Consider the following 25,720-nt stretch of genomic DNA (forward strand, 5'->3'; position numbering starts at 1 on the left):
GTTCTCGGAGGCGCCCCGTCGCCCGCGACCATTCACCCCACCCGAACATTCCCATCGGAAAGTTTCGATGGACGCGAGCATTCGGCCCCTGTCACAGTCGACCCATGACCACACACCCCGCCACCCCGGACAGCCAGGACGCCCACGCCGACGACCCGCACGCCAACGATGCCGCGCCGTACCCGGGCGGTGACCCGTACGGCGACTACCGGACCCACGGAGTCGACTTCTCCGCCACCGACCTGGTCGACCTCGCCGACCGGCGGCTGGGGGCCGGGGTGATCGCGGCCAACGACGAGTTCTTCGCGCAGCGGGAGAACCTGCTGGTGCGCGAGCGGGCCGTCTTCGACCCGGAGCACTTCGGGCACAAGGGCAAGGTCATGGACGGGTGGGAGACCCGGCGCCGGCGCGGCGCGGGTCCCGAGACGCCGTTCCCGGCGCCGGAGGAGCACGACTGGGCGCTCATCCGCCTCGGCGCGCCCGGCGTCGTCAAGGGTGTGGTGGTCGACACCGCGCACTTCCGCGGCAACTACCCGCAGCGCGTCTCACTCCAGGCCACCGCCGTCGAGGGCAACCCCGGCCCCGAGGAACTGCTCGCCTCCGACGTGAAGTGGGAGGAGCTGCTGCCGCCCACCCCGGTCCTCGGCCACGCCGCCAACGGCTTCGCCTTCGACGTGGAGCGCCGCTTCACCCACCTGCGGCTCTGCCAGCACCCCGACGGCGGCATCGCCCGCCTGCGGGTCTACGGCGAGGTCGTCCCCGACCCCGAATGGCTCGGCCTGCTCGGCACCGTCGACCTCGCCTCCGTGCTCAACGGCGGCGTGTACGAGGACGCCTCCGACCGCTTCTACTCCTCGCCGACGCAGATCATCCTGCCGGGCACCTCGCGGAAGATGGACGACGGCTGGGAGAACCGGCGCCGCCGGGTCCGCGACACCAACGACTGGGTGCGGTTCCGGCTCGCCGCGCAGGGCGTGATCCGTGCCGTGGAGATCGACACCGCCTACCTCAAGGGCAACTCGGCCGGCTGGGTCGCGCTCAGCGCCCGGGACGGCGAGGACGGCGAGTGGTACGAGATCCTGCCGCGCACCCGGCTCCAGCCCGACACCCCGCACCGCTACCGCCTGGCCACCCCGGCCACCGCGACCCACGTCCGTCTCGACGCCTTCCCCGACGGCGGCGTCGCCCGGATGCGGCTGCACGGCGAGCTGACCGAGGCCGGGGCCGCCGCCCTCGCCGACCGTTACCGGCGCCTGGCCGGCTGAGGCAGCTCCCGGTACGTACGACGGTCCCGCCCGCCCCTGACGACCAGGGGCGGGCGGGACCGTTCGCGTCCGGCGGGGGAGGGGCGGTCAGGCGCGGCCGGCCGCCGCGTCCGCCTCGCGGGCGCGCAGGGCGCGCTCGACACCCGCCCGGCACTCGGTGATCATGCGGCGCAGGCCCGGGGTCGGGTCGTTGGCCGCGATCCAGGCGTCGGTCGCGTCCAGGGTCTCCTGGGAGATCTGGAGCGCCGGGTAGAGCCCCACCACGATCTGCTGGACCATCTCGTGGCTGCGGCTGGCGGCCACGTCCTTGACGGCCGCGAAGTACTTCGCGGTGTACGGCGCCAGCAGCTCGCGCTGGTCGTACTGGACGAAGCCGCCGATGACGGCCTCCTGGACCGCGTTGGCCAGCTTGTCCGACTCGACGACCGACGCCCAGGCGGCGGCCTTGGCCTCCTCGGTCGGGCGGGCCGAACGTGCCGAGGCGGCGTGCCGCTCACCGGCGGCCGTGCGGTCCCGGGCCAGTTCCGCGTCGACGGCGCCCTCGTCGGCGCGGCCGGTCGCGGCCAGGCGGTGCAGCAGGGCCCAGCGCAGCTCGGTGTCGACGGCCAGGCCCTCGATGGTCTCGCCGCCGTCCAGCAGCGCCTCCAGCAGGTCGAGCTGGGTGTCGGTGCGGGCGGTGTCGGCGAAGGCGCGGGCCCAGGCCAGCTGGTGGTCGCTGCCGGGGGCGGCGGCGCGCAGCTGCTCCAGGGCGAACTCCGTCCAGCGGGCCAGGCCCTCGGGGCGCCAGGCGGGGTCGGCGTACTGCTCGATCGCCATGTGGACCTGCCGCTGGAGCGACTGGACCACGCCGATGTCGCTCTCCTTGGGGATGCCGGAGATCACCAGGTCGAGGTAGTCGCGGGTGGCCAGTTCGCCGTCGCGGGTCATGTCCCAGGCGGAGGCCCAGGACAGGGCGCGCGGCAGCGACTCGGCGAAGTCGCCCAGGTGGGCGGTGACGACGGCGAGGGAGCCCTCGTCGAGGCGGACCTTGGCGTACGACAGGTCGTCGTCGTTGAGGAGGAAGACGGCCGGGCGGGCGGTGCCGACCAGCTCGGGGACCTCGGTCAGCTCCCCGTCGACGTCCAGCTCGATCCGGCCGGTGCGCACCAGGCGGCCCGCGTCGTCCAGGTCGTAGGAGCCGATGGCGATGCGGTGCGGGCGCAGCACGGCGGTGCCCTTGGCGCCGGCGGGCAGCGCGGGGGCGGTCTGGCGGACCGCGAAGGAGGTGACGGTCCCGTCGGCGTCGGTGGTGATCTCCGGGCGGAGCACGTTGATGCCGGCCGTCTGGAGCCACTTCTGGGCCCAGGTCGTCAGGTCGCGCCCGGAGGTCTTCTCCAGCGCGCCGAGCAGGTCGGTCAGCTTGGTGTTGCCGAAGGCGTGCTGCTTGAAGTACGCCTGCACGCCCGCGAAGAACGCGTCCTCGCCGACGTAGGCGACGAGCTGCTTGAGGACGGACGCGCCCTTGGCGTACGTGATGCCGTCGAAGTTGACCAGGACGTCGTCCAGGTCGTTGATCTCGGCCATGATCGGGTGCGTCGAGGGCAGCTGGTCCTGCCGGTACGCCCACGTCTTCTCGGCGTTGGCGAAGGTGGTCCAGGAGTGCGGCCAGCGCGAGCCGGGCGCGGCGGCCTGGCAGGCGACCGAGGTGAAGGTGGCGAACGACTCGTTCAGCCACAGGTCGTTCCACCACTCCATGGTGACCAGGTCGCCGAACCACATGTGCGCCAGCTCGTGGAGGATGGTCTCCGCGCGCCGCTCGTACGCCGCGTCGGTCACCTTGGAGCGGAAGACGTACTGGTCGCGGATGGTGACCGCGCCCGCGTTCTCCATCGCGCCCGCGTTGAACTCCGGGACGAAGAGCTGGTCGTACTTGGCGAACGGGTACGCGTAGTCGAACTTCTCCTGGAACCAGTCGAAGCCCTGCCGGGTGACGTCGAAGATGTGCTCGGCGTCGAGGTGCTCGGCGAGCGAGGGCCGGCAGTAGATGCCGAGCGGCACCCGCTGGCCGTCCTTCTCGTAGACCGAGTGGACCGCGTGGTAGGGGCCGGCGATCAGCGCGGTGATGTACGAGGAGATCCGCGGGGTCGGCTCGAACTTCCAGACGTCGCCGTCGGGTTCGGGCGTCGGCGAGTTGGAGATCACCGTCCAGCCGGTGGGCGCGGTCACGGTGAAGGTGAAGGTGCCCTTGAGGTCGGGCTGCTCGAAGACGGCGAAGACCCGCCGCGAGTCCGGTACCTCGAACTGGGTGTACAGGTACGCCTGCTCGTCCACCGGGTCGACGAAGCGGTGCAGGCCCTCGCCGGTGTTGGTGTACGCGCAGTCGGCGACGACCCGCAGCTCGTTGCGGCCCTGGAGCAGGCCGTCGAGGGCGATCCGGGAGTCGCGGAAGACGGCGGCCACGTCGAGCGCGGTGCCGTTGAGGACGACCTCGTGCACGGCCGGGGCGATCAGGTCGACGAAGGTCGAGGCACCGGCCTCCGCGCTGTCGAAGCGCACCGAGGTCACCGAGCGGAACGTGCCGCCCTCCTGGGCGCCGGAGAGGTCCAGCTCGATCTCGTACGCGTCCACGGTCAGCAGGCGCGCCCGCTCCTGCGCCTCTTCACGGGTCAGATTCGTGCCAGGCACGCGGTCATCTCCTTCGATGGGTACGCCGATGGTGACGTTTCGCTCATCCTTCCACGGGCGGTCCGGGTACGGGGAAGGGCGGGCACCGGATATCGGTGCCCGCCCTCCGCAGAGCGGTACGCGGCGCGCGGCGGTTCCGCGCGGCGGCGTCAGCCCTTGAGCTCGGCGGCGACCAGCTCGGCGATCTGGACGGCGTTGAGGGCCGCGCCCTTGCGCAGGTTGTCGCTCGAGACGAAGAGCGAGAGGCCGTTCTCGACGGTCTCGTCCACCCGGATGCGGCCCACGTACGAGGGGTCCTGGCCGGCGGCCTGGAGCGGGGTGGGGATCTCGGAGAGCTCGACGCCCTCGGCGTCCTTCAGCAGCTCGGTGGCGCGCTCGACGCCCAGCGGGCGGGCGAAGCGGGCGTTGATCTGGAGCGAGTGGCCGGAGAAGACCGGGACGCGCACGCAGGTGCCGGAGACCTTGAGCTCCGGGATCTCCAGGATCTTGCGGGACTCGTTGCGGAGCTTCTGCTCCTCGTCGGTCTCGAAGGAGCCGTCGTCGACGACGGAGCCGGCCAGCGGCAGCACGTTGAAGGCGATGGGGCGGGCGTAGACGCCGGGCTCGGGGAAGTCCACGGCGGCGCCGTCGTGGGTGAGCTGGTCCGCCTCGGCGACGACCTTCTGGGTCTGGCCGTGCAGCTCGGCGACGCCGGCCAGGCCCGAGCCGGAGACGGCCTGGTAGGTGGCGACGACGAGGGCTTCGAGGCCCGCCTCGTCGTGGAGCGGGCGCAGCACCGGCATGGCCGCCATGGTGGTGCAGTTCGGGTTGGCGATGATGCCCTTGGGGCGGTCCGCGATCGCGTGCGGGTTGACCTCGGAGACGACCAGGGGGACCTCCGGGTCGCGGCGCCAGGCGGAGGAGTTGTCGATGACGACCGGGCCCTGGGCGGCGACCTTCTCGGCGAGCGCCCGGGAGGTGGCGCCGCCGGCCGAGAAGAGCACGATGTCCAGGCCGGAGTAGTCGGCGGTGGAGGCGTCCTCGACGGTGACCTCGCTGCCCTGCCACTCGATCGTGGACCCGGCGGAGCGGGCCGAGGCGAAGAGGCGCAGCTCGGAGACGGGGAAGTTCCGCTCGACGAGGATTCTGCGCATGACCGTGCCGACCTGACCGGTGGCTCCGACGATTCCGACCCGCACTGTGACTCCTTCAGTCTGGCTCACCGGCGGGCGCCCGCCGGACGTACGAAATGGGCAGCCTGCCCATGATGCGACAGCCTGCCCATGATGCTTATGACCAGCACCTTCCTGTCCAATCCTTTGTCCGGAGGATGGGACGTGATCGTCCGCCTGGTGAGCGGCGCGGCCGGGCCGATCCGCCGTCCTGCCCGCTTTCGCCCCGATTTTCTGTGACGCACGTCCCACCGGCCCGGGCACGGGCAAGCGGAAGGGGCGGGCCCCCGGAGGAACCCGCCCCGAACCCGGTGGCCGTACGCGGTGGCCCGGGTGGGTGGGGCTACCGCGTACGGCCGGGGGTCACTCGGTGACCTTGCCGATCTCGACGCTGCCGCTGCCCGCGGCGGTGCCCTTGGCGTTCAGCACCTGCACCTGGCCGAAGAACTTCCGGCCCTCGGGCGCCGGAGCGGCGACCACGACCTCGGCGCCGATCTTCGCCGAGGCGCCGGTGGCGAGCTTCACCGTCTTCGCCGTGTCGACCTTCACCTCGCCGAGGGCGGCGGAGAAGTACACGTCGCGGTAGTCGTACGCGGTGCTCCCGGAGGGGACCGAGTAGGCGTAGACCTCGACGGTGTACGTGCCCGGCTTCGGCTTGGCGACCGACAGGGCCTCCTCGGAGTCGCCGTCGGCGGTCTGCGCGACCTGGTTGCCCTGCTCGTCGTAGAGGGTCAGGTCCAGGTCGGCGGCGACGTCGGAGACGTTGCCGATGGCGACGTCGAGGCGCTCGACGCCCTCACCGACGGTGATCTCGCTGGTCTGCGCCTCGCCGTTCTTGATCTCGGGACGCTTGCTCAGCGAGGAGCCGAGCGGGCCGCCCTTGAGCTTGCCCTCCAGCGCGGCGTTCTCGTTGGTGATCGTCCACTCGACCGGGGCGGGGGTGCCGACCTCGGCCTCGGGGACGGTCTGGACCGCCGGGTCGAAGGCGACGCCGAGCAGCGACACCTCCAGCTGGTACGGGTTGCGCAGCAGCGGCGAGGTGCGGCGCGCCTCGACCTCGATCTCCCAGACGCCCGGAGCCGGGTCGGCGTAGGAGCGCAGGTCGGGACGGCAGCCGTTGCCGTCGTTGTAGTTGTTGTAGCAGTTCGGGGTCGAGGTCGAGTCGACCGGGACGCCGTACGGGTGGATCGAGATGAACCGAACCTGGCTCTTGCCGAAGAGGCCGCCGAGGGAGACCTCCAGCGACTTGGCGCCCTCGGGCACCTCCACGAAGTAGGAGCGGGTCTCGTTGCGGTCGACCTCGCCCGACTTCTTCACCGTGAACGAGGGCTTGGCCAGCTCGTCCGCGGCGACCACGGTCGTCATGATCTGCTGGTCGGTGCCCTGCGTGGACGGGTCGTCCACGGTCAGGATCGCCGAGTGCAGGCCCTTGGTGGCCGCCTTGGCGGAGACCGTCAGGGTGACCGGCTTGTTCAGCTTGAGGTCGACCTTCTTGCCGCCGACCAGCTTGAACGTCTCGTCGTGGTTGTTGACCAGGGCCAGCTTGTGGCTGACGGCCTTCTTCGGGCCGGTGGTGCGGGTCACCGTGATGTCGTACAGCCGCTTCTTGCCGACCTTCAGGCCGCCCTCCCGGTCGTAGACGCCGGTGCCGTGGCCCGGGTCCTCCAGCAGCTCGTCGATGGCCGTGTCGACGGGGGCGCGCACGGTGTACTCGTGCACGTCGCCGTCCTGCTTCTTGATCTGCTTCCAGGCGTCGACGATGTTGATCAGGCCGGCACCCTGCTCGTACGCCTGGACGCCGTCGATCTGGGTGGCGGTCGAGGTGAGCGCGGAGCGCAGCTTGGCCGGGGTCAGGTCGATGCCCTGCTGCTTCGCCTTGGAGAGCAGCAGCGCGGAGGCGCCGGCCGCCTGCGGGGAGGCCATCGAGGTGCCCTGGAGCATCGAGTAGCCGGCGGGCAGGTCGTAACCGGCCTCCAGCGTCGGGCCGCCCGGGAACCAGGTCTGCGTGGTGTTGATGGCCGCGCCGGGCGCGGAGAGGGTCGGCGTGAAGCCGCCGTCCTCACGCGGGCCGCGCGAGGAGAAGGGCATCATCGCGTACGGCTTGCGGACCTCGGAGCCGTAGTTGGCGAGCCAGGTCTCCTTGGAGATGGTCGCGCCGACCGAGATGACCTTGTCGGCGAGGCTGGGGTCGCCGATGGTGTTGGCGCCGGGGCCGCTGTTGCCCGCCGAGATGACGAGCTGGACGCCGAACGCGTCGATGATGCGGGTGTACAGCTCCGCGCGGGCGTTGTTGCCGTCGTTGAGCGCCGGCAGGCCGCCGATGGACATGTTGATGATGTCCACGCCGCGGTTGGCGGCGAGGTCGATCATGCCCTCGGTCAGCGCGACGGAGGTGCAGCCGCCGCTCCAGGTGCAGGCGCGCGAGGAGACCAGCTTGGCGCCGGGCGCCGCGCCGTTCATCTTGCCGCCGAAGAGCGAGTTGGCGGCGGTGATGCCCGCGACGTGGGTACCGTGCGAGCCCTCGATGATGCCGATGTTGACGAAGTCGGCCTTCTTGCCGACCCAGCTGCCCCCGTACGGGTCCATGGGGACGCCCTTGCGGAGCTCCACCACGAAGGGGATCTGCTCGACCACGTCGGTCTTCGGGTCGTCCTTGCCGAAGTAGCCGACCTGGAACTTGTCCTTGTACGGCCGCAGCACCTCGTCGTCGGTGAAGTCGCCGTTGTCGTTCAGGTCGACCCGCACCGTGCCGTTCTTGGCGTCGTAGAGCACGCCCCAGGTGTCGGTGGTGTCGCCGTCGCGGTTGAGGTCGCCGTCGGCGTCGCCGCCCTTGGAAGCCGCCTCCGCGAAGACGCTGACCTGGTACGAACCGGCCGGGGCCTTGTACGTACGGCCCTTGTAGGTGAAGGACGGCCCGGAGACCGCGTCCACCATCGGGCGCCAGGTCTGGTCGCCGTCGACGATCGGGTCGGTCGCGGTCACCCAGTCGGTGATCTTGCGCTCGCCCGTGGTGGTCTTCTGGAGCGCCGGGTGACCCAGGTCGATGCCCGAGTCGAGGATGCCGATGGTGATGCCCCGGCCGTCCGCCTTCGGGTTCTTCTCGACGAACTCGACCGCGCCCGTCTCGAAGGACGGGTTGAACGGGTTCTTCGCCGGGGTCTTCGCGCCGGGCGCCCCGTAGAAGTCGTCGCTGTCCACGGCGGCGCTCTTGGTGCCCTTCGCCCGGTCGCCCGCGGGCGTCGGGTCGTCCAGCTGGATCTCCTGGTTCAGGTCGATCCCGTGGACAGCGGAGAGCTTGGCCGCGGCCTTGATGGCGGCGTCGGCCTGGCCGGTGGGGACGGTCGCCCGGACGTAGCCGAGCTTGTCGTGGGTCTTGCCCACCGACCCGCCCTTGACCGCCTTCAGCTTCCCGGCGACCTCGGAGGTCTTCCCCGGCTGGGTGGCGATCATCATGGTGACGTGCTTGTCGCCGTCGGCCTTGGCCTCGGCGAGGCGTTCGGCGTCGGCGGAGCCGAGCTTCTCGGCGGCGCTCTTGACGGTCGGCGCGGTGGCCGGCTCGTCGGCCGCGAAGGCCATGGGCAGCGGTGCGCCGGCGCAGAGGGCGGCCACCAGGCCGGCCGCGACCGCGACGCGGGCGGCCCGTCTGGCACCCGATATGGGCACCTGCGGGGATTCGGAGGTCATCAGCATCCCTGTATGTGGAAGAAAGGGTCCGGATTTCGGTGCCGGATGACCGGTCAGCTTTGCGTAAGTGGCCGTTGTTTGGGGAGAGTTGCCCGGGCCTGACGGGGAAGCTGGCGGCATTCCGCCATACGCCAACGGCGCCGTATGCACCCATAGGTGGACAGGTCCACGTCAGGCGGAACGGTCTCTTCCGGTCACCCGGGCCGCCCCGGCCCCCGGAATGTGCCGCTTCCGTGAGGGGAGTGGAGGGGTCGCGGGAAACCGCTGGGCCGAGAGCCCCGTCCGTGCTGGCATGCCCCCTGCGGACACGGCCGGGCAAGGCCGAAAACCGCCTCTTGCGCCCGGCGCTCCGGCAACTGCCCCGTCACCGCGCCGGTCCCTTCCCGCACCGGACGACCCGCCCCCTGGTCAGGGCGGCTCCACGAGGAAGGGACCACCGATGGCCGGTACCACCGCAGAGCCGCGCACCGCCCGCAGACGCCGGGGCCCGGCGCGCCTCGCCGCCGCCGCGCTCGCCGCCGCGACCGCGCTCGTCACCCTCACCCTGGCCCCGCAGGCCGCCGCCGCACCCACCGCCGGCCACGAGGGCACCCAGCGGGTCCTGGACGCCGCCGTCGCCGACGGTCTCCCCGGCGCCCTCGCCCGCGCCCGCGACCGTCACGGGGTCTGGAACGGGACGGCCGGCACCGCCGACCTCGACACCGGCCGGGCACGCGGCGCCGACGACCGCTTCCGCATCGGCTCCGTCACCAAGACCTTCGTCGCCACCGTCCTCCTCCAGCTCCAGGGCGAGCGGCGGATCGACCTCGACGACACCGTCGACCAGCACCTCCCCGGCCTCGTCGAGGGCCACGGCCACGACGGCACCGCGATCACCCTGCGCCAGCTCCTCAACCACACCAGCGGCATCAGCAACTACACCGCCGACCCCGCGTTCCAGCGCGAAGCCTTCGGCGAGGGATTCCTCGACCACCGCTACGACACCTGGCAGCCCGGACAGCTCGTCGCCGTCGCCATGCGCCACGCCCCGGACTTCGCCCCCGGCACCTCCTGGAACTACTCCAACACCAACTACATCCTCGCCGGGATGGTCATCGAGAAGGTGACCGGCCACGGCTGGGAGAAGGAGGTCGAGCGCCGCATCCTGCGCCCCCTCGGCCTGCGCGCCACCAGCGCCCCCCGCACCGACCCGCACATGCCCCGTCCGGCCGGCCGCGCCTACTCCTCCCTCGGCGAACCGGCCCGCGAACGCCCGTACGACGTCACCGAGCTGAACCCCAGCCAGGCCGGGGCCGCCGGAGCGATGATCTCGACCACCGCCGACCTCGACCGCTTCCAGCGCGCCCTGCTCGGCGGCAGGCTCCTCCCGCCCGCCCAGCTCCGCCAGATGACCACCACCGTCCAGGCCCACCCCTCCGCACCCCAGGTCCGGTACGGCCTGGGCCTCATGCGCCAGACCCTCTCCTGCGGCATCCGGATCTGGGGCCACGACGGCGGCATCCACGGCTCCGCCACCCTCGCCTACACCACCCGCGACACCCGCCACAGCTACCAGGCGAACCTCAACGGCGAATGGGTCCCGTCCGACCCCGCCGACGCCGTCGCCCTGACCCAGGCGGAGTTCTGCCGCGAGGGCTGACCTCCGGCATGCCGACGGGCCCGCCGCCCCACCCCGGGCGGGGGAGGGGCGGCGGGCCCGTCGGCCGGAGCGGCCCGGTTCAGGCCGCCGTACCGGCGTCCGTCACCTGGGCCCGGTGGGCGCGGGCCAGGTCGTCGCGGGACTCCAGGACCAGGCGGCGCAGGGCCGGTGGCGCGTCCGTGTGCTCGCCCAGCCAGGCGTCGGCCGCCGCCAGCGGCTCGGGCCCGTCCTGGAGCGAGGGGAACAGGCCCCGCACGACGAGCACGCCGATCTGGATGGACCGCTCGTCCCAGACCCGGCCGATCGCCTCGAAGTACTTGGCCGCGTACGGCGCGATCAGCTCGCGCTGCGAGGGCTGGGCGAACCCGGCGATGGTCGCCTCCACCAGCGCGTTCGACAGGGTGTCGGACTCGACCACCTGCGCCCACGCCTGCGCCTTGACCGCCTCGGAGGGCCGCGCCGCCAGGCACCGCACCTGGTGCCGCTTGCCCGAGGCCGTGTCGTCCCGGGCCAGTTCGGCCGCGATCCGCTCCTCGTCGACGACGCCGTGGGTGGCCAGCGGTTCCAGGAAGGTCCAGCGCAGCTCCTGGTCCATGTCGAGGCCGTCGATCCGGGCCGGCCCGTCGAGCAGCGCCCCCAGCAGCTGGAGGTCGGCCTCGTCGGAGGCGACCGAGGCGAAGAACCGCGCCCAGGTCAGCTGCGCGGGCCCGCCCGGCTCGGCCGCCCGCAGCTCCGCCAGCGCCCCCTGCGCCAGCGCCCGCCCGGCCTCCTCGCGGTGGGCCGGGACGACGTAGTGCACCAGCGCGGTGCGCGCCCAGGCGTGCAGCATCTGGAGGACGCCGATGTCGGACTCGCGGCCCGCGTGCTCCAGCGCCAGGGAGAGGAAGTTCCGGGCGGGCATCAACCCGTCGCGGGTCATGTTCCACAGCGCCGACCAGCAGAGCGCGCGGGCCAGCGGGTCGGCGATGTCACCGAGCCGGGACCGGAGCGTGGCCAGCGAGTTCTCGTCGAACCGCACCTTGCAGTAGGTGAGGTCGTCGTCGTTGACGAGGACCAGGTCGGGCGCCTGGGCACCGGCCAGCTCGGTGACGACGGTGCGCGGCCCGGTCACGTCCAGCTCGGCGCGGGCGTACCGCACCAGCGACCCCTCGACCCCGTCCAGCCGGTACAGGCCGACCGCGACCCGGTGCGGGCGCAGCTCGGGGTGGGAGGCGGCGGCCTCCTGGGCGACGGCCAGTTCGGTGATGCGGTTCTCGGCGTCCAGGGTGAGTTCGGGGGTGAGCGCGTTGACGCCCGCCGTCTGGAGCCACGCCTTCGACCAGCCGGTGAGGTCGCGCCCGGAGGTCTCCTCCAGCACGGCCAGCAGGTCGGCGAGGGTGGTGTTGCCGAAGGCGTGGCGCTGGAAGTAGCGGCGGGCGCCCTCCAGGAAGGCGTCCCGGCCGACGTAGGCGACGAGCTGCTTGAGGACGGAGGCGCCCTTGGCGTAGGTGATGCCGTCGAAGTTGAGCTTGGCGTCCTGGAGGTCGCGGATGTCGGCGGTGATCGGGTGCGTCGAGGGGAGCTGGTCGGCGCGGTAGGCCCACGCCTTGCGGTTGTTGGCGAAGGTGGTCCAGCCGCCCGTGAACCGGGTCGCCTCGACCAGCGCGAAGCTGCCCATGAAGTCGGCGAAGGACTCCTTCAGCCACAGGTCGTCCCACCACTTCATGGTGACCAGGTCACCGAACCACATGTGCGCCATCTCGTGCAGGATCGTGGTGGCGCGCCGCTCGTAGGAGGCGGCGGTGACCTTGCCCCGGTAGATGTACTCCTCGCGGAAGGTCACCATCCCCGGGTTCTCCATCGCCCCGAGGTTGTACTCCGGCACGAACGCCTGGTCGTACTTGCCGAACGGGTACGGGTAGCCGAAGTGGTCGTGGAAGAAGTCCAGGCCCTGCTTGGTGACGAGGAAGACGTCGTCCGCGTCGAAGTGCGGCGCCAGCCCCTTGCGGCACATCGCGCCGAGCGGAATCCGCAGCTCGGACCCGTCGGGCAGGGTCCGCCGGTAGTCGTCGGTCACGTAGTGGTACGGCCCGGCGACCACGCAGGTGATGTACGTGGAGACGGGCTCGGTCTCGGCGAACCGCCACACCCCGTCGGCGTCCCGCTCGCCCGCGCCGTTGGACCAGACGCCCCAGCCGTCGGGGGCGGTGACCGAGAAGCGGTAGCGGCCCTTCAGGTCGGGCTGCTCGAAGTTGGCGTAGACCCGGCGCGAGTCGGCCGGCTCGTACTGGGTGTAGAGGTAGACCTCGCCGTCCTCCGGGTCGACGAAGCGGTGCATGCCCTCGCCGGTTCGGCTGTACGCGCACTGCGCGTCGACCACCAGGGTGTTCTCGGCCTCCAGCCCCTCCAGGGCGATCCGGGTGCCGTCGAAGACCTCGGCCACGTCCAGGGCGCGCCCGTTGAGGGTCACCGCGTTCACCGAGGGCGCGATCAGGTCCACGAAGGTGGCGGCCCCGGGCCGCAGCCCGGCGAACCGGATGGTGGTCACCGACCGGAAGGTGCGCGGCCCGCCCCCGGCCACCTCCCCGAGCGCCGAGCGCAGGTCGAGCGCGACGTCGTAGGACTCGACGGCGACCAGGGCGGCCCGCTCACGGGCCTCGTCTCGGGTCAGGTTCTCTCCGGGCACTGCGTACTCCTTCGTGGCGCATTTCCGACCGTCCGATCCTGTCATGGGCGCTTCCCGGTACTTCCCGTGACGCCCGGGAATGCGCCCGGTCCCCGCGCGGTTGCCGCTCGCGTACGGCCGCAGCCGGCCCGCCCGACACCGAGCCCGACCACTGAGGGAGAGACATGACCGACCCGCAGCAGAACACCGAGGTCACCGCCGATTTCTGGTTCGACCCGCTGTGCCCCTGGGCCTGGATGACCTCCCGCTGGATGCTGGAGGTCGAGAAGGTCCGCCCCGTGCGCGTCCGCTGGAACGTCATGAGCCTCGCCGTCCTCAACGAGGACCGGCTCGACGAACTCCCCGAGAGCTACCGCGAGCTGCTGACCCAGGCGTGGGGCCCGGTACGCGTCGTCATCGCCGCCCAGCAGCTGCACGGCGCCGAGGTCGCGGGCCCCCTCTACACCGCGCTGGGCACCCGCTACCACAACCAGCAGCAGCCCAAGGACCGCGCCACCCTGGTCGCCGCCCTCGAAGGGGTGGGCCTCCCCGCCGACCTCGCCGACTACGCCGACAAGGACACCTACGACGCCGAGCTGCGCGCCTCGCACGCCGCCGGCATCACCAAGGTCGGCCAGGACGTCGGCACCCCCGTCATCGCCGTCCCCGGCGCCGACGGCGAGGAGGTCGCCTTCTTCGGCCCCGTCGTCACCCCCGCCCCCAAGGGCGACCAGGCCGCCGCCCTCTGGGACGGCACCCTGCTGGTCGCCTCGGTCCCCGGCTTCTACGAGCTGAAGCGCACCCGCACCGCCGAGCCCAGCTTCGACTGACCTCGTCGTGCGGGGCCCGCCCGTGCCACCGGGCGGGCCCCGCACGGGCATTGCCCCGCACCAGGGGCGGCGGCAGGATGACGCGCATGCCGACGCCCGAGCCACCCGCGCGCCCCGAGGTGCTGAAGGAACTCGCCGCCCTGCGCGAGGCCGACGCCCCCACCCGGGGCGGCCGCACCTTCGCCTACGTCTACGACCCGGCCGTCGAGGGGCTCGACGCGCTGGCCGCCGACGCCTACCGGGCCTTCGCCGACGTCAACGCCCTCGACATGACGGTCTTCCCGAGCGTGGCCCGCCTGGAGAACGACGTCGTCGCCCGGCTCGCCGCCCACCTGGGCGCCCCCGGCTGCCAGGGGACCTTCACCAGCGGCGGCACCGAGTCGATCCTGCTCGCCGTGAAGACCGCCCGCGACCACGCCCGCGCCACCCGCGGCGTCCGCGCCGGCGAACTGGTCCTGCCCGCCACCGCCCACGCCGCCTTCCACAAGGCCGCCCACTACCTCGGCCTCACCCCGGTCACCGTCCCCGTCGACCCGGACACCTACCGCGCCGACCCGGCCGCCACCGCCCGCGCCCTCACCCCCGACACCGTCCTGGTCGTCGCCTCCGCCCCCAGCTACGCCCACGGCGTCCTCGACCCGGTCGCGGAGATCGCGGCCCTCGCCGCCGAGGCCGGCGTCCTCTGCCACGTCGACGCCTGCGTCGGCGGCTGGCTCCTGCCCTTCCTGCGCCGGGCCGGCCGCGAAGTCCCCGACTTCGGCCTGACCGTCCCCGGCGTCACCTCCCTCTCCGTCGACCTGCACAAGTACGGGTACGCCGACAAGGGCGCCTCCGTCGTGCTGTACCGGGACGCCGCCCTCCGCCGCCACCAGTACTTCGCCCACGCCGACTGGCCCGGCTACCCCGTCGTCAACCCCACCGTCCAGGGCACCAAGTCGGCCGGCCTGCTCGCCCAGGCGTGGGCGGTCCTCCGCCGCCTCACCGACGAGGACTACACCGCCCTCGCCGCCCGCGTCGCCGACGCCGAGACCCGCCTGCTCACCGGCCTCGCCGCCCTCGACGGCCTCCGCGTCCTCGGCGCCCCGGCCGCCGGCCTCGTCGCGGTCACCGCCACCGGCCCGGACGGTGCCCCCGACCTCTCCACCGTCCTCCACCTGGCCGACGAGATGCGCGCCCGCGGCTGGTACCTCCAGCCCCAACTGGCCCACGGCCTCCTCCCGCCCAACCTCCACCTCACCCTGACCCCCGCCACCGCCGACCGCGTCGACGCCCTCCTGGCCGACCTCACCACCACCCTGGCCACCGCCCGCGCCCTCCCCCCGGCGACCCCGGCCCCCCGGCTCACCGCCCTCGCGGCCACCCTGGACCCCGACACCCTCACCGACGAGGAAGCAGCAGCCGTCCTCACCTACGCGGGCCTCGGCCCCGACACCGGCACCCCCGACCGCATGGCCCCCGTCCTGGCCCTCCTCGACGCCCTCCCCACCCGTCTCAAGGAACGCCTCCTCACGGAGTACATCGGGTCGCTGTTCCAGATCTGACACCCGGCCGGCAACTTCCGGCCCGGGCCGGTACCCCTCAGCCCGGCCGGCGCTTGAGGCCACCCCACCCCAGCGGCCACAGAAAGGCCCCCGCGAGTCACGTCCTCACGGGGGTCCTTCCTTCATCCGCCCGCCAAGCGAAGGTTGAGAAGACGATCACGAGGCGGGACGCTCAAGGTGGCTCAGGGAGCCAGCAGCACGTTCTCCCGCGCCTTGGCCGCGGCAAGGCGCCGAGCCACGTCCTGCCAGTTGACGACCCGCCACATCGCCTCGATGAAGTCCACCTTCTGGTTCTTGTACTGGAGGTAGAAGGCGTGCTCCCAGGCGTCGAAGACCAGGATCGGCGTGGAGCCCTGCCCCACGTTCCCCTGGTGGTCGTAGATCTGCTCGACGATCAGCCGCCCGGAGAGCGGCTCGTAGGCGAGGACGCCCCAGCCGGAGCCCTGGGTGGTGGCGGCGGCCTTGGTCAGCTGCGCCTTGAACCCGGAGAAGGAGCCGAAGGACTCGCGGATGGCGTCGGCGAGCTCGCCCACCCCGTCCTCGGCCAGCGGCTCCCCGCCGCCGTCGCCCGTCATGTTGTGCCAGTAGATCGAGTGCAGGATGTGGCCGGAGAGGTTGAAGGCCAGGCTTTTCTCCAGGCCCGTCACCGCCCCCCACTGGTCCTTGTCCCGGGCCTCCGCGAGCTGCTCCAGCGTGTCGTTGGCGCCCTTGACGTAGGCCGCGTGGTGCTTGTCGTGGTGCAGCTCGATGATCGCGGGGCTGATGACGGGCTCGAGCGCCGCGTAGTCGTAAGGGAGTTCAGGAAGCGTGTAGACGGACAAGGCGTATTCCCTCCGGACTGCAATTGCGAACGACTTGCAAGAGCACGCTATCAACAACAGGTCAGGTCCGCGCGTCCAGACCGGGCGCCTACGACGAAAGACCCCCGCCCCTGGGTCCCGGGGCGGGGGTCCTGGCGTACCGGACGGGAGAGCGGCGGAGGTCAGTCCTTGCCGGCGCCGGCGGGCGCTGCGGCGCGCCTGCGCTGGAGGAGGTACCCGGCGAGCGCCAGCGCCACTGTCAGGGAGCCGGTCGACAGCAGCTGGACGCGGGTGTCGGGCTCCTTCGCCATCAGCACGAAGACCCCGACCATCGCGGCGAGCGCCACCCAGGTCAGCCCGGGGAACAGCCACATCCGCACCACCAGCCGCTCCGGCGCCTCCCGCTCGGTGCGGCGGCGCAGCACCAGCTGCGAGGCGGCGGTGAAGAACCAGACGACCAGGATGACCGCGCCGATCATGTTGAGCAGCCAGGCGAAGACGTCGTCGGGCCGCCAGTAGCTGAGCAGCACGCAGACGAAGCCGAAGAAGGAGGAGGCCAGCACGGCGATGCGCGGCACCCCGTTGAAGACCTGGCCGAGCTTCCTCGGGCCCTGGCCGCGGGCCACCAGCGAGCAGGCCATGCGGGAGGCGCCGTAGATGTTGGCGTTCATCGCGGAGAGCAGCGCGATCAGCACGACCGCGTTCATGATCTGGCCGGAGCCGGGGATGCCCAGGTGGTCCAGGGTCGCCACGTACGGGCCCTTCTCGGCGACCGCAGGGTCGTCCCACGGCACCAGGGTGACGATGACCGCCATCGAGCCGACGTAGAAGACGCCGATCCGCCACATCGCCGTACGGACGGCCTTGGCGACCCCCTCCGCCGGCCGCTCCGACTCGGCGGCCGCGATGGTCACCGTCTCCAGCCCGCCGTACGCGAAGACCGAGGCGAGCAGGCCGATGATGAATCCCTCGGAACCGTTCGGCAGGAAGCCGCCCTCGCCGGTGAGGTTCGAGGTGCCCGGGGCCTCGCTGCCCGGCAGCACGCCGAGTATCGCCAGCACGCCGATGACCAGGAAGACGACGATGGCCACCACCTTCAGCGTGGCGAACCAGAACTCGAACTCGCCGAAGTTCTTCACGGCGGCCAGGTTGGTGCCGCAGAAGATCACCATGAAGAGGGCCACCCAGGCCCACTCCGGGGTGCCCGGCAGCCAGCCCGACATGATCTCGGCCGCGCCGATCCCCTCCAGGCCCACCGCCACGCAGAGCAGGAACCAGAACGCCCAGCCCGAGGTGAACCCGGCCCACGGGCCGATCGCCCGCTCGGCGTGGACGGAGAACGAGCCGGAGGCGGGGTTGGCCGCCGACATCTCGCCGAGCATCCGCATGACCAGCATCACCAGCAGGCCGGAGGCCGCGTAGGCGAAGACGATCGACGGGCCCGCCGCGGCGATGCCCGCGCCCGAGCCGACGAAGAGGCCGGCGCCGATGACGCCGCCGAGGGCGATCATCGACAGGTGGCGCTGCTTCAGCCCGTTCGACAGGGCGGAACCGGTGTCGGACGCCTGGTCGCCACCGGGGCGCTGGTCGGCGCCCGGCGTGTCCCCAGGAGTGAGGGTTGTCCGAGTCATGGTCGTATCGGTCCAGTACGTGAGACGACGGGGAAGTCCCTCAGTCTGCGCGCACCGTCCGCTCAGGCGAAGAGCCCGCCCGTTATCCGGACACTTCCCTCACCTGGCGTGAACACCCGCGCACAACGGCGGCGCACCCCGTCCACACCGCCACCCCGCCCGTACGGTCACTGCCCCGTCCGTACGGTCACCCGGCGGCCGCGCCCGCCCCGCGCCGCAGCCGCCACTCCCGTACCCCGGCGCCCAGCAGCACCAGCGCCGCCGCGCCCGAGGACCAGAGCAACTGGGGCCGGGCGGTGGAGTCGAAGAGCATCAGCGTGAACACCGCCGCCATCGCCACCAGCGCGGCCCAGGTCAGCCACGGGTACCCCCACATCCGCAGGACGAGCCGCTCCGGCGCCTCCCGCTCGATCAGCCGCCGCAGCCGCAGCTGCGAGACGGCGATCAGGGCCCATACGAAGATGAGCACCGCGCCCACCGCGTTGAGCATGTAGAGGAAGACCGAGTCGGGCCACTTCAGATTGAGCAGCACCGAGACGAAGCCGAACGCCACCGAGGCCAGCACCGCCCGCCGCGGCACCCCGCCCGGTGCCACCTTCAGCAGCGCACGCGGCGCCTCCCCGCGCTCCGCCAGCGAGAAGACCATCCGCGAGGAGCCGTACAGGTTGGCGTTGAGGGCCGACAGCAGCGCCACGAAGACCACGATGTTCATGATCTGCCCGGCCGAGGGGATGCCGATCCCGTCCAGCACCGCGACGTACGGGCTCAGCCCCGGCCGCATCGCCGTCCACGGCAGCAGCGTCACGATCACCAGCATCGAGCCGACGTAGAAGAAGAGAATCCGGTAGACCGCGCTGCGCACCGCGCGCGCCACCGAGCGGGCCGGGTCGTCGGACTCGGCCGCCGCGATCGTCACGACCTCCAGGCCGCCGAAGGCGAAGACCACGGCCAGCACGCCGGAGATCACCCCCGACCAGCCGTTCGGCAGGAAGCCGCCATCCCCCGACAGATGGGTCAGCCCCACCGGCTCCGTCTCCGGCAGCCACCCGAGGATCGCCAGCACGCCCAGCACCAGGAAGAGGACGATCGCCCCCACCTTCAGCGCCGCGAACCAGAACTCGAACTCGCCGAAGTGCTTCACCGCCGCCAGGTTGGCCCCGGTGAAGACCAGCATGAAGACGAGCACCCACGCCCACTGCGGTACGGAGGGCACCCAGCCGCCTGCGATCTGGGCGGCCCCCGTCGCCTCCACCGCCAGCACCACCACCAGCAGGAACCAGTACAGCCACCCCACGCTGAACCCGGCCCACCGCCCGAGCGCACGCTCCGCGTGCACCGAGAACGAGCCCGAGGACGGCATCGCCGCCGACATCTCCCCGAGCATCCGCATCACCAGCATCGCCAGCGTCCCCGCGATCAGGTACGACACCACGATGCCCGGCCCCGCCACCGCGATGCCCGCGCCCGAGCCCACGAAGAGGCCCGCGCCGATCACCCCGCCGAGCCCCAGCATCGTCAGGTGACGCTGCTTCAGTCCGTGGCCGAGCGGCTCGGCGGAGTCGAAGGGGTCCCGGGCCGTGGTGGCACTGGTGGCCCCGGGATCGTCGGGGCCTGGGGGGGCGTCGTGCATGGCGGTGCTCGCTGCTTCGTCGGTCCCCGCGGGACGGGCTGCGCCCGTGCGCGAGGGGTGTGGGGGGCCTGCGTGGGGGAGGTCCCGCGAATTGGCGGGACCCTACAGTCTCCCCATCTCACGGCCCCGGGAGCAACGCAGTAAAGCCGCCGCACGGGGCCGAGTGAGCAGCATCACGCCACCGCGGGTGTACAAGCGGACCTTTGTGCGGAGTCCACCAAGGGCCCAACCGCCGCTTTGTCGGCGGCTGCTGGTGATCGCGTGGACGCGCTGGGATAGCGTCGGCCTGTCCTCAGCTGTCCCATGAGCTGTCCCACCCTTCACCCTCGGGGAGCCCCGATGAGCACTGCCGCCGCCTCCACCCGCCCGGGACAGGTCCTCGCCGACCTGCTGCCCGCCTCCACCGTTCCGAGGGCGCGGCTGCGCGACGCCGCCCTCGTCACCGGCGGTGCCGCTCTCACCGGGCTGGCGGCGCAGATCGTCCTGCCCGTCCCCGGCTCGCCCGTCCCCGTCACCGGCCAGACCTTCGCCGCCCTCCTCGTGGGCACCGCGCTCGGCGCCGGACGCGGCTTCGCCTCCCTCGCCCTGTACGCCCTCGTGGGCATGGCCGGGGTGCCGTGGTTCGCCGAGGGGGCCTCGGGGGCCTCGATGCCGTCCTTCGGCTACGTCCTCGGGATGCTCCTCGCCGCCACCGTCGTCGGCGCCCTCGCCCGGCGTGGGGCCGACCGCTCGGTGCTGCGCACGGCCGGCCTCATGGTGCTGGGCTCCGCCCTCATCTACGCCGTCGGCGTCCCCTACCTGGCCCTCTCCACCGGCATGTCCCTCACCTCCGCCGTCGCCGCCGGCCTCGTCCCCTTCCTCATCGGCGACGCCCTCAAGGCCGCCCTCGCCATGGGCACCCTCCCCCTCGCCTGGCGCCTCACCCGCGACTAGGGGGTGGCTGTGCCGCTGCTGGGGGTGCCTGGCCTCACTCTGGCCGGCGTGCCGGCTGGCCCGGCCTGACCGTGGTCTCCCGCCCCGAGTCGTCCTGCGGCCCGTGGCCTCAAGCGCCGGCCGGGCTGCGGTCCGACTGGGTGCGCTCCGTCCCCACCTGCCGGTTCTCGACCCTGCGGGTCACCGATTGGCCTCAATCGCCGGCCGGGCTGTGGGGCTCGCGGTTCGTTCGCCGTCTTGGCCGGGCGGGGCCGCACCGGGGTACCTCCTCACAAACTGCATGGTGCGGGGTCAGTTGGAGTATGGCTGCCTCGTGTGCAGTTTGCTGCGGGGGCACCCCGGCACGTCCCCGCCCTTCCGTCTCGTCGGCGTCGTCCCGCCGGTGAGGGGTCGGGGCCGTCACCCAGCACTCTTTCGTCCCCCACCGACCACCCGGTGGTCGCACCTCGAAGCGGGCGGTGTCCTGTCGCCGCCCGCTTCGCCGTGGAACGCTCTTTGGCGAACCGAGCAATGGGTGACGGCCTCTTCCTCCCTCCGGCGGTCGGCCGCGTACGAGACCGTGGGGTGGGGTCGTGTCGGGGTGCCCCCGCAGCAAACTGCACACACGGCCGTCTTGAAGCGACTGACCCCGCACCTTGCAGTTTGTGAGGAGGTACCCCGGCGCGGCCCCGCCCCACCCCCGCACCGGCGAAACCGCGAACCTGACAGCCCGGCCGGCGTTTGAGGCCAGTCAGTGACCGGCACGGTCAAGACGAAGCCCAGCCCAAAGACAGCCCGGCGGGCGCAAGCCCCGCCCCGAGGCCAAGAAAGGGCCCCGGGCCCACAAAGGGACCCGGGGCGAGAGGGGGAGACGGGACGGCCTAGACCCGCGCCCCCCGGTGCTTCACGAGGGAAACGGCCACCACCAGCACAGCCACGAGCAAAGACAGAGCCATCTGCGTCCGCCCAGCCTCGTCGAAGAGCATGTACCCGATGACGAAGACGATCCCGGCAATGGTCACCCAGGTGAGATACGGGAACAGCCACATCCGCACCACGAGCTTCTCGGGCGTCTCCCGAGCAATGACCCCCCGCAGCCGCAGCTGCGAGAAGCAGATGACGAGCCACACGAACAACGCCACCGCTCCGGAGGAGTTGAGCAGGAACTGGAACACCGTCTCAGGCCACTGATAGTTGAACCACACCGCGGCGAACCCGAAGACGACCGACCCGAGAATCGCCGCCTGCGGCACCCCACGCGCGTTGACCCGGGCGAAAGCCGCAGGCGCGTCCCCCCGCTTCCCGAGCGAGAACGCCATCCGGGAGGCGGTGTAGAGCCCGGAGTTGAGACAGGACAGCACCGCGGTGAGCACGATGACGTTCATGATCTGCCCGGCGTGCGGAATCCCGATCGAGTTGAGCGCGGCCACGTACGACCCGTCCTCGACGATCGACTTGGAGTCCCAGGGCAGCAGCGCCACGACGACGAAGATCGACCCGAGGTAGAAGACGGCGATCCGCCAGATCACGCTGTTGGTCGCCTTGCGCACCGCCCGCTGCGGGTTGGCCGACTCACCGGCGGCCAGCGTGACGATCTCGCTTCCCATGAAGGAGAAGACCACCATCAGCACACCGGTGAGGATCGACCCGGCCCCGTTGGGCAGGAACCCGCCGTGAGCCGTGAGGTTGGCGAACCCGGCGCCAGGGTTGTCCGAGCCGGGCAGCACCCCGAAGACGGCCAGCACGCCGATGAGGACGAAGGCCGCGATGGCCACCACCTTGATCCCGGCGAACCAGAACTCGAACTCCCCGTAGGAGGCGACCGAGGCGAGGTTGGTCCCGGTGAGGACCACCATCACGATCAGCGCCCATCCCCACTGGGGCACGGCCGGAATCCACCCGTTGAGGATCACGGCCCCGGCGGTCGCCTCCACGGCGAGCACCACGACCCAGAAGAACCAGTAGAGCCAGCCGATGGAGAAGCCGGCCCAGCGGCCGAGCGCCATGTCGGCGTAGGCGGAGAAGGAGCCCGAGGAGGGCCGGGCGGCGGCCATCTCCCCGAGCATCCGCATCACCAGGACGACCATGAGGCCGACGATGGCGTACGAGACGAGGATGGCCGGTCCGGCGGCGGCGATGCCCGCGCTGGAGCCGACGAAGAGGCCGGCGCCGATCACACCGCCGATGGCGATCATCGACAGATGGCGGTTCTTGAGTCCGGCCTGGAGGCCGTCGCTCCCCTGTCCCTCGGCCGGAGTGGGGCCGGCGGGTCCTTCGGGGGCTTGTTCCACCTTCGCAAGTGGGGGCTGCGAGGTCATGCGCCTTATTCCTTTGCTCTCGGGTTCCGAGCTGAGCCAATGAATCCACAAGAACCCACAGTTCGGAACCCCTGATTCCGTTTTGTTCCGTCGCTCGGCGTCGCTCCGCGCCCGGACCAGGAGCCGGAAACCCAGTTCCCCCAGGGCTTGTCGGTACCGGCCGGACGGTGTGTGAAACAGATCACATCAGGTGCTGCTGTGGAACGAATCACGGCCTCCGGACGTCCCCGGTGAGCGCACCCGGAACCGCCCGCACCCCCAGGTGGTGGCGACAGCGGAATCCCTGCGGGACGGCCTCCGGCGCCCCTGCCACCACCCACCCGCCGCGGACCCGGGATCAGCTACCCCGCCCCGGGCATGCCACACTCCCCTTCATGCGCGTGTACCTCGGCTCCGACCATGCCGGCTACGAACTCAAGAACCACCTCGTCGACTGGCTGAAGGCCAACGGCCACGACCCGGTGGACTGCGGCCCCCACATCTACGACGCCGCCGACGACTACCCGCCGTTCTGCCTCCGGGCGGCCGAGCGGACCGCCGCCGACCCCGACTCGCTCGGCATCGTCATCGGCGGCTCCGGCAACGGCGAGCAGATCGCCGCCAACAAGGTCAAGGGCGTCCGCTGCGCCCTCGCCTGGAGCAAGGAGACCGCCGCCCTCGGCCGCGAGCACAACAACGCCAACGTCGTCTCCGTCGGCGCCCGCATGCACACCGAGGAGGAGGCGACCGACTTCGTCGCCACCTTCCTGGCCACCCCGTACTCCGACGAGGCGCGCCACACCCGCCGGATCGACATGCTCTCCGCCTACGAGACCACCGGCGAGCTGCCCCCGGTCCCGGCCCACCACCCCCAGCACGACGCCTGATGCCCGAAGGGCACACCCTGCACCGGCTGGCCGCCGACCACCAGGAGTGGTTCGGCGGCCGGCCGGTGCGCGTCTCCAGCCCCCAGGGCCGCTTCGCCGCCTCCGCCGCCCTGCTGGACGGCGCCGAGTTCGCCGGGGCCGAGGCACACGGCAAACACCTCTTCCTGGACTTCGGCGACCACGGCTGGGTCCACATCCACCTCGGCCTCTTCGGCAAGGTCGCCCGCGGCACCGGCGCCCCGCCGCCGCCCACCGACACCATCCGGCTCCGGATCACCGCCGAGGACGCCTGGTCGGACCTGCGCGGCCCCACCGCCTGCACGCTCCTGACCGACGAGGGCAAGCAGGCCGTCCACGACCGCCTCGGGCCCGATCCGCTGCGCGCCGACGACACCCCCGACGCCGCCTGGCGCCGCATGTCCCGCTCGCGCACCACCGTCGCCGCCCTGCTCATGGACCAGAAGGTCGTCGCGGGCGTAGGCAACGTCTACCGGGCCGAGGTCCTCTTCCGGCACGGCATCGACCCGTACACCCCCGGCAACCGCCTGTCCCGCGCCACCTGGGACACCCTCTGGTACGACCTCGTGGAGCTGATGCGCGAGGGTGTACGCCACGACCGGATCGACACCGTCCGCCCCGAGCACACCCCCGAGGCGATGGGCCGCCCGCCCCGCGTCGACGACCACGGCGGCGAGGTCTACGTCTACCGCCGCGACGGGCGCCCCTGCCTCGTCTGCGGCGAGCAGATCCGTACCGCCTCCCTCGCCGCCCGCAACCTCTTCTGGTGCCCGCGCTGCCAGACGGGCACCACCGCCCTGGAGCCTCAGAAGCCGTGCGGCAGCCAGGGCGCCACGTCGGAGCCGAATGCCGTCGAGGTCTGAGCCAGCGCCCCCGGCCGCAGTTCTCGCACCCGCCCGGCCGCCGCCAGCCCGCTCAGCGGCACCCCGCCGAGATAGGCCGCTCCCAGCTCCCGTACCGACAGCGCCAGATCCGGCTCGGCCTCGGTCCGCTCGCAGGCGGCGCCCTCGGCGTCGGCGCTCAGCCGCCAACGCCCCTCGTTCCAGGGGCAGAACGCGTCGCTCACCTCCAACACCACGTCCAGCGGCGCACGGTAGGAACGCTGCTGGAGCGCGGCCCCCACCTCGACCAGCCGCACCTGGAGCTCGTCCCGCACCCGGGGCACACACCGCCGCAGGTCGCTCACCAGGTGCTGCCAGGCGTCGTCCACCGGCCGGTTGTCCAGCCGCACCGTCCGCATCAGGTCGATCCCGCACAGGTAGCGGAGCAGCGCCGCGTACTCCGCCGGCCCGGACGCCTCCAGATCCCGTACGACCACCGTGCCGTCGGGCCCGCCCAACCCCCAGGTGGGACGGGTCTGGTAGCGGGTGTACCCGACCACCTCGCCGTCCCGCTCGGCCAGCACGCACTGGAGCGGCGAACCGCCCTCGCGCCCGGCCGGCGGGTCGAGCAGCCCCTGCTCCTCCCACCCCGGCGCCCGTACGAGCATCCCCGGCCGCCCGGCCACCTGCCGCGCGTACACCTCCTCGCAGACCTTCAGCGCGTCGCGCGGGTCGGCCCGCCGCAGCACCACCTCGTCCGTCCCTTCCGGAACGGTGAGCCGCACCTGCGTGGTGTCGATCTCGGCGCTCAGCTTCATCGTGGCGATCCCGTACCCGAACCGCCCGTAGATCCCCGGCTCGGAGGCGGTCAGCACCGCGAGGGCCTCCCCGCGCGCCCGTACGTCGTCGAGCTGCCGGCGCATCATCGAGGTGAGGATGCCCCGGCGCCGGTGCGTGGGCGCCACCCCCACCATCGTCACCCCGGCCGCCGCCACCGGCCGCCCGCCGGGCACCGTGACCCGGAAGGTGAACGCCCCCGCGGTCCCCACGACCTCCGACCCGTCCCACACCGCGAGCGAGCGCTCCGGCTCGGTCAGCCGCTGGTACAACTCCCGCTCCTCGGGAGCCTCCGGCACTCCGCCGAAGGCCAGCTCCAGCATGCCGTACCACTGATCCCAGTCCTCGGCCCGCAATACCTCTGCACCAGATGTCATACGCCATCCCTACCAGCGAAGACGGGACGCTGCGAGGCGTTTTTGCTCCGCCCGGAGCAGGGGACAAGAGGGACCTCCCGTGCGAAGTGACG

At 72.1% G+C, this 25,720-nt stretch carries 16 protein-coding genes; 7 read left to right on the forward strand and 9 right to left on the reverse strand.

Going from position 1 to position 25,720, the window contains the following annotated elements:
- Nucleotides 1-104: 104 nt before the first annotated feature.
- Nucleotides 105-1,265 carry an allantoicase gene (alc, locus tag OIM89_RS21205; RefSeq protein WP_030697987.1) on the forward strand — a complete coding sequence of 387 codons (1,161 nt, stop codon included), beginning with the start codon at nucleotides 105-107 and terminating at the stop codon, nucleotides 1,263-1,265.
- Nucleotides 1,266-1,352: 87 nt separating this feature from the next.
- On the opposite strand, the gene pepN (OIM89_RS21210) is transcribed toward alc, so the two are convergent.
- The 3 genes from pepN (OIM89_RS21210) to OIM89_RS21220 form a co-directional block, all read right to left on the reverse strand.
- The gene (gene pepN, locus OIM89_RS21210) at nucleotides 1,353-3,929 is read right to left on the reverse strand and encodes an aminopeptidase N (protein ID WP_257203993.1); all 2,577 of its coding nucleotides are present in this window, start codon (nucleotides 3,927-3,929) and stop codon (nucleotides 1,353-1,355) included.
- 149 nt (nucleotides 3,930-4,078) lie between these two features.
- Nucleotides 4,079-5,107, reverse strand: coding sequence for an aspartate-semialdehyde dehydrogenase (locus tag OIM89_RS21215; RefSeq protein ID WP_030697989.1), 1,029 nt, complete (start codon nucleotides 5,105-5,107; stop codon nucleotides 4,079-4,081).
- A 336-nt stretch (nucleotides 5,108-5,443) separates the two neighbouring features.
- A complete protein-coding gene (locus OIM89_RS21220; RefSeq protein WP_264491532.1) occupies nucleotides 5,444-8,764 on the reverse strand; it encodes a S8 family serine peptidase in 3,321 nt (1,106 codons plus the stop codon).
- Between the two features lie 439 nt (nucleotides 8,765-9,203).
- On the opposite strand from OIM89_RS21220, the gene OIM89_RS21225 reads away from it, so the two are divergent.
- On the forward strand, nucleotides 9,204-10,403 hold the full coding sequence (locus OIM89_RS21225) for a serine hydrolase domain-containing protein (RefSeq protein ID WP_030697991.1): 1,200 nt from the start codon (nucleotides 9,204-9,206) through the stop codon (nucleotides 10,401-10,403).
- A 79-nt stretch (nucleotides 10,404-10,482) separates the two neighbouring features.
- Here the strand turns inward: OIM89_RS21225 and pepN (OIM89_RS21230) are convergent, their stop codons facing one another.
- Complete coding sequence (pepN, locus tag OIM89_RS21230) at nucleotides 10,483-13,068, reverse strand: aminopeptidase N (protein ID WP_264491533.1); 2,586 nt, start codon at nucleotides 13,066-13,068, stop codon at nucleotides 10,483-10,485.
- Between the two features lie 164 nt (nucleotides 13,069-13,232).
- Here pepN (OIM89_RS21230) and OIM89_RS21235 point away from each other — a divergent pair, with 164 nt between their 5' ends.
- Both OIM89_RS21235 and OIM89_RS21240 read left to right on the forward strand, forming a co-directional pair.
- The gene (locus tag OIM89_RS21235) at nucleotides 13,233-13,877 is read left to right on the forward strand and encodes a DsbA family protein (RefSeq protein ID WP_264491534.1); all 645 of its coding nucleotides are present in this window, start codon (nucleotides 13,233-13,235) and stop codon (nucleotides 13,875-13,877) included.
- A gap of 86 nt (nucleotides 13,878-13,963) precedes the next feature.
- Nucleotides 13,964-15,418: a pyridoxal phosphate-dependent decarboxylase family protein gene (locus OIM89_RS21240; RefSeq protein ID WP_264491535.1), complete on the forward strand. Its 1,455-nt coding sequence runs from the start codon at nucleotides 13,964-13,966 to the stop codon at nucleotides 15,416-15,418.
- Nucleotides 15,419-15,600: 182 nt separating this feature from the next.
- Here OIM89_RS21240 and OIM89_RS21245 read toward each other — a convergent pair whose 3' ends face one another.
- The 3 genes from OIM89_RS21245 to OIM89_RS21255 all read right to left on the reverse strand — a co-directional run bounded on the left by OIM89_RS21245 (nucleotide 15,601) and on the right by OIM89_RS21255 (nucleotide 19,479).
- A complete protein-coding gene (locus OIM89_RS21245; RefSeq protein ID WP_175457792.1) occupies nucleotides 15,601-16,239 on the reverse strand; it encodes a superoxide dismutase in 639 nt (212 codons plus the stop codon).
- Between the two features lie 161 nt (nucleotides 16,240-16,400).
- A complete protein-coding gene (locus OIM89_RS21250; protein WP_030697995.1) occupies nucleotides 16,401-17,849 on the reverse strand; it encodes an amino acid permease in 1,449 nt (482 codons plus the stop codon).
- Between the two features lie 187 nt (nucleotides 17,850-18,036).
- Complete coding sequence (locus tag OIM89_RS21255; protein WP_030697996.1) at nucleotides 18,037-19,479, reverse strand: amino acid permease; 1,443 nt, start codon at nucleotides 19,477-19,479, stop codon at nucleotides 18,037-18,039.
- A 339-nt stretch (nucleotides 19,480-19,818) separates the two neighbouring features.
- Here OIM89_RS21255 and OIM89_RS21260 point away from each other — a divergent pair, with 339 nt between their 5' ends.
- Nucleotides 19,819-20,412: a biotin transporter BioY gene (locus OIM89_RS21260; protein WP_030697997.1), complete on the forward strand. Its 594-nt coding sequence runs from the start codon at nucleotides 19,819-19,821 to the stop codon at nucleotides 20,410-20,412.
- Between the two features lie 860 nt (nucleotides 20,413-21,272).
- Here the strand turns inward: OIM89_RS21260 and OIM89_RS21265 are convergent.
- A complete protein-coding gene (locus OIM89_RS21265; protein ID WP_047142481.1) occupies nucleotides 21,273-22,709 on the reverse strand; it encodes an amino acid permease in 1,437 nt (478 codons plus the stop codon).
- Nucleotides 22,710-23,083: 374 nt separating this feature from the next.
- Here OIM89_RS21265 and OIM89_RS21270 point away from each other — a divergent pair, with 374 nt between their 5' ends.
- The gene (locus tag OIM89_RS21270) at nucleotides 23,084-23,575 is read left to right on the forward strand and encodes a ribose-5-phosphate isomerase (protein ID WP_151169511.1); all 492 of its coding nucleotides are present in this window, start codon (nucleotides 23,084-23,086) and stop codon (nucleotides 23,573-23,575) included.
- Nucleotides 23,575-24,456 (forward strand): Fpg/Nei family DNA glycosylase, encoded by an 882-nt coding sequence (locus tag OIM89_RS21275; protein ID WP_151169513.1) that lies wholly within the window; start codon nucleotides 23,575-23,577, stop codon nucleotides 24,454-24,456. Before OIM89_RS21270 ends, OIM89_RS21275 begins: the two co-directional genes overlap by 1 nt.
- Here the strand turns inward: OIM89_RS21275 and OIM89_RS21280 are convergent.
- Nucleotides 24,399-25,628 carry a GNAT family N-acetyltransferase gene (locus OIM89_RS21280; RefSeq protein ID WP_264491536.1) on the reverse strand — a complete coding sequence of 410 codons (1,230 nt, stop codon included), beginning with the start codon at nucleotides 25,626-25,628 and terminating at the stop codon, nucleotides 24,399-24,401. The genes OIM89_RS21275 and OIM89_RS21280 overlap by 58 nt on opposite strands.
- Nucleotides 25,629-25,720: the final 92 nt, after the last annotated feature.

The organism is Streptomyces sp. BI87, assembly GCF_025957665.1.
GTDB classification, from domain to species: Bacteria; Actinomycetota; Actinomycetes; order Streptomycetales; family Streptomycetaceae; genus Streptomyces; species Streptomyces albidoflavus.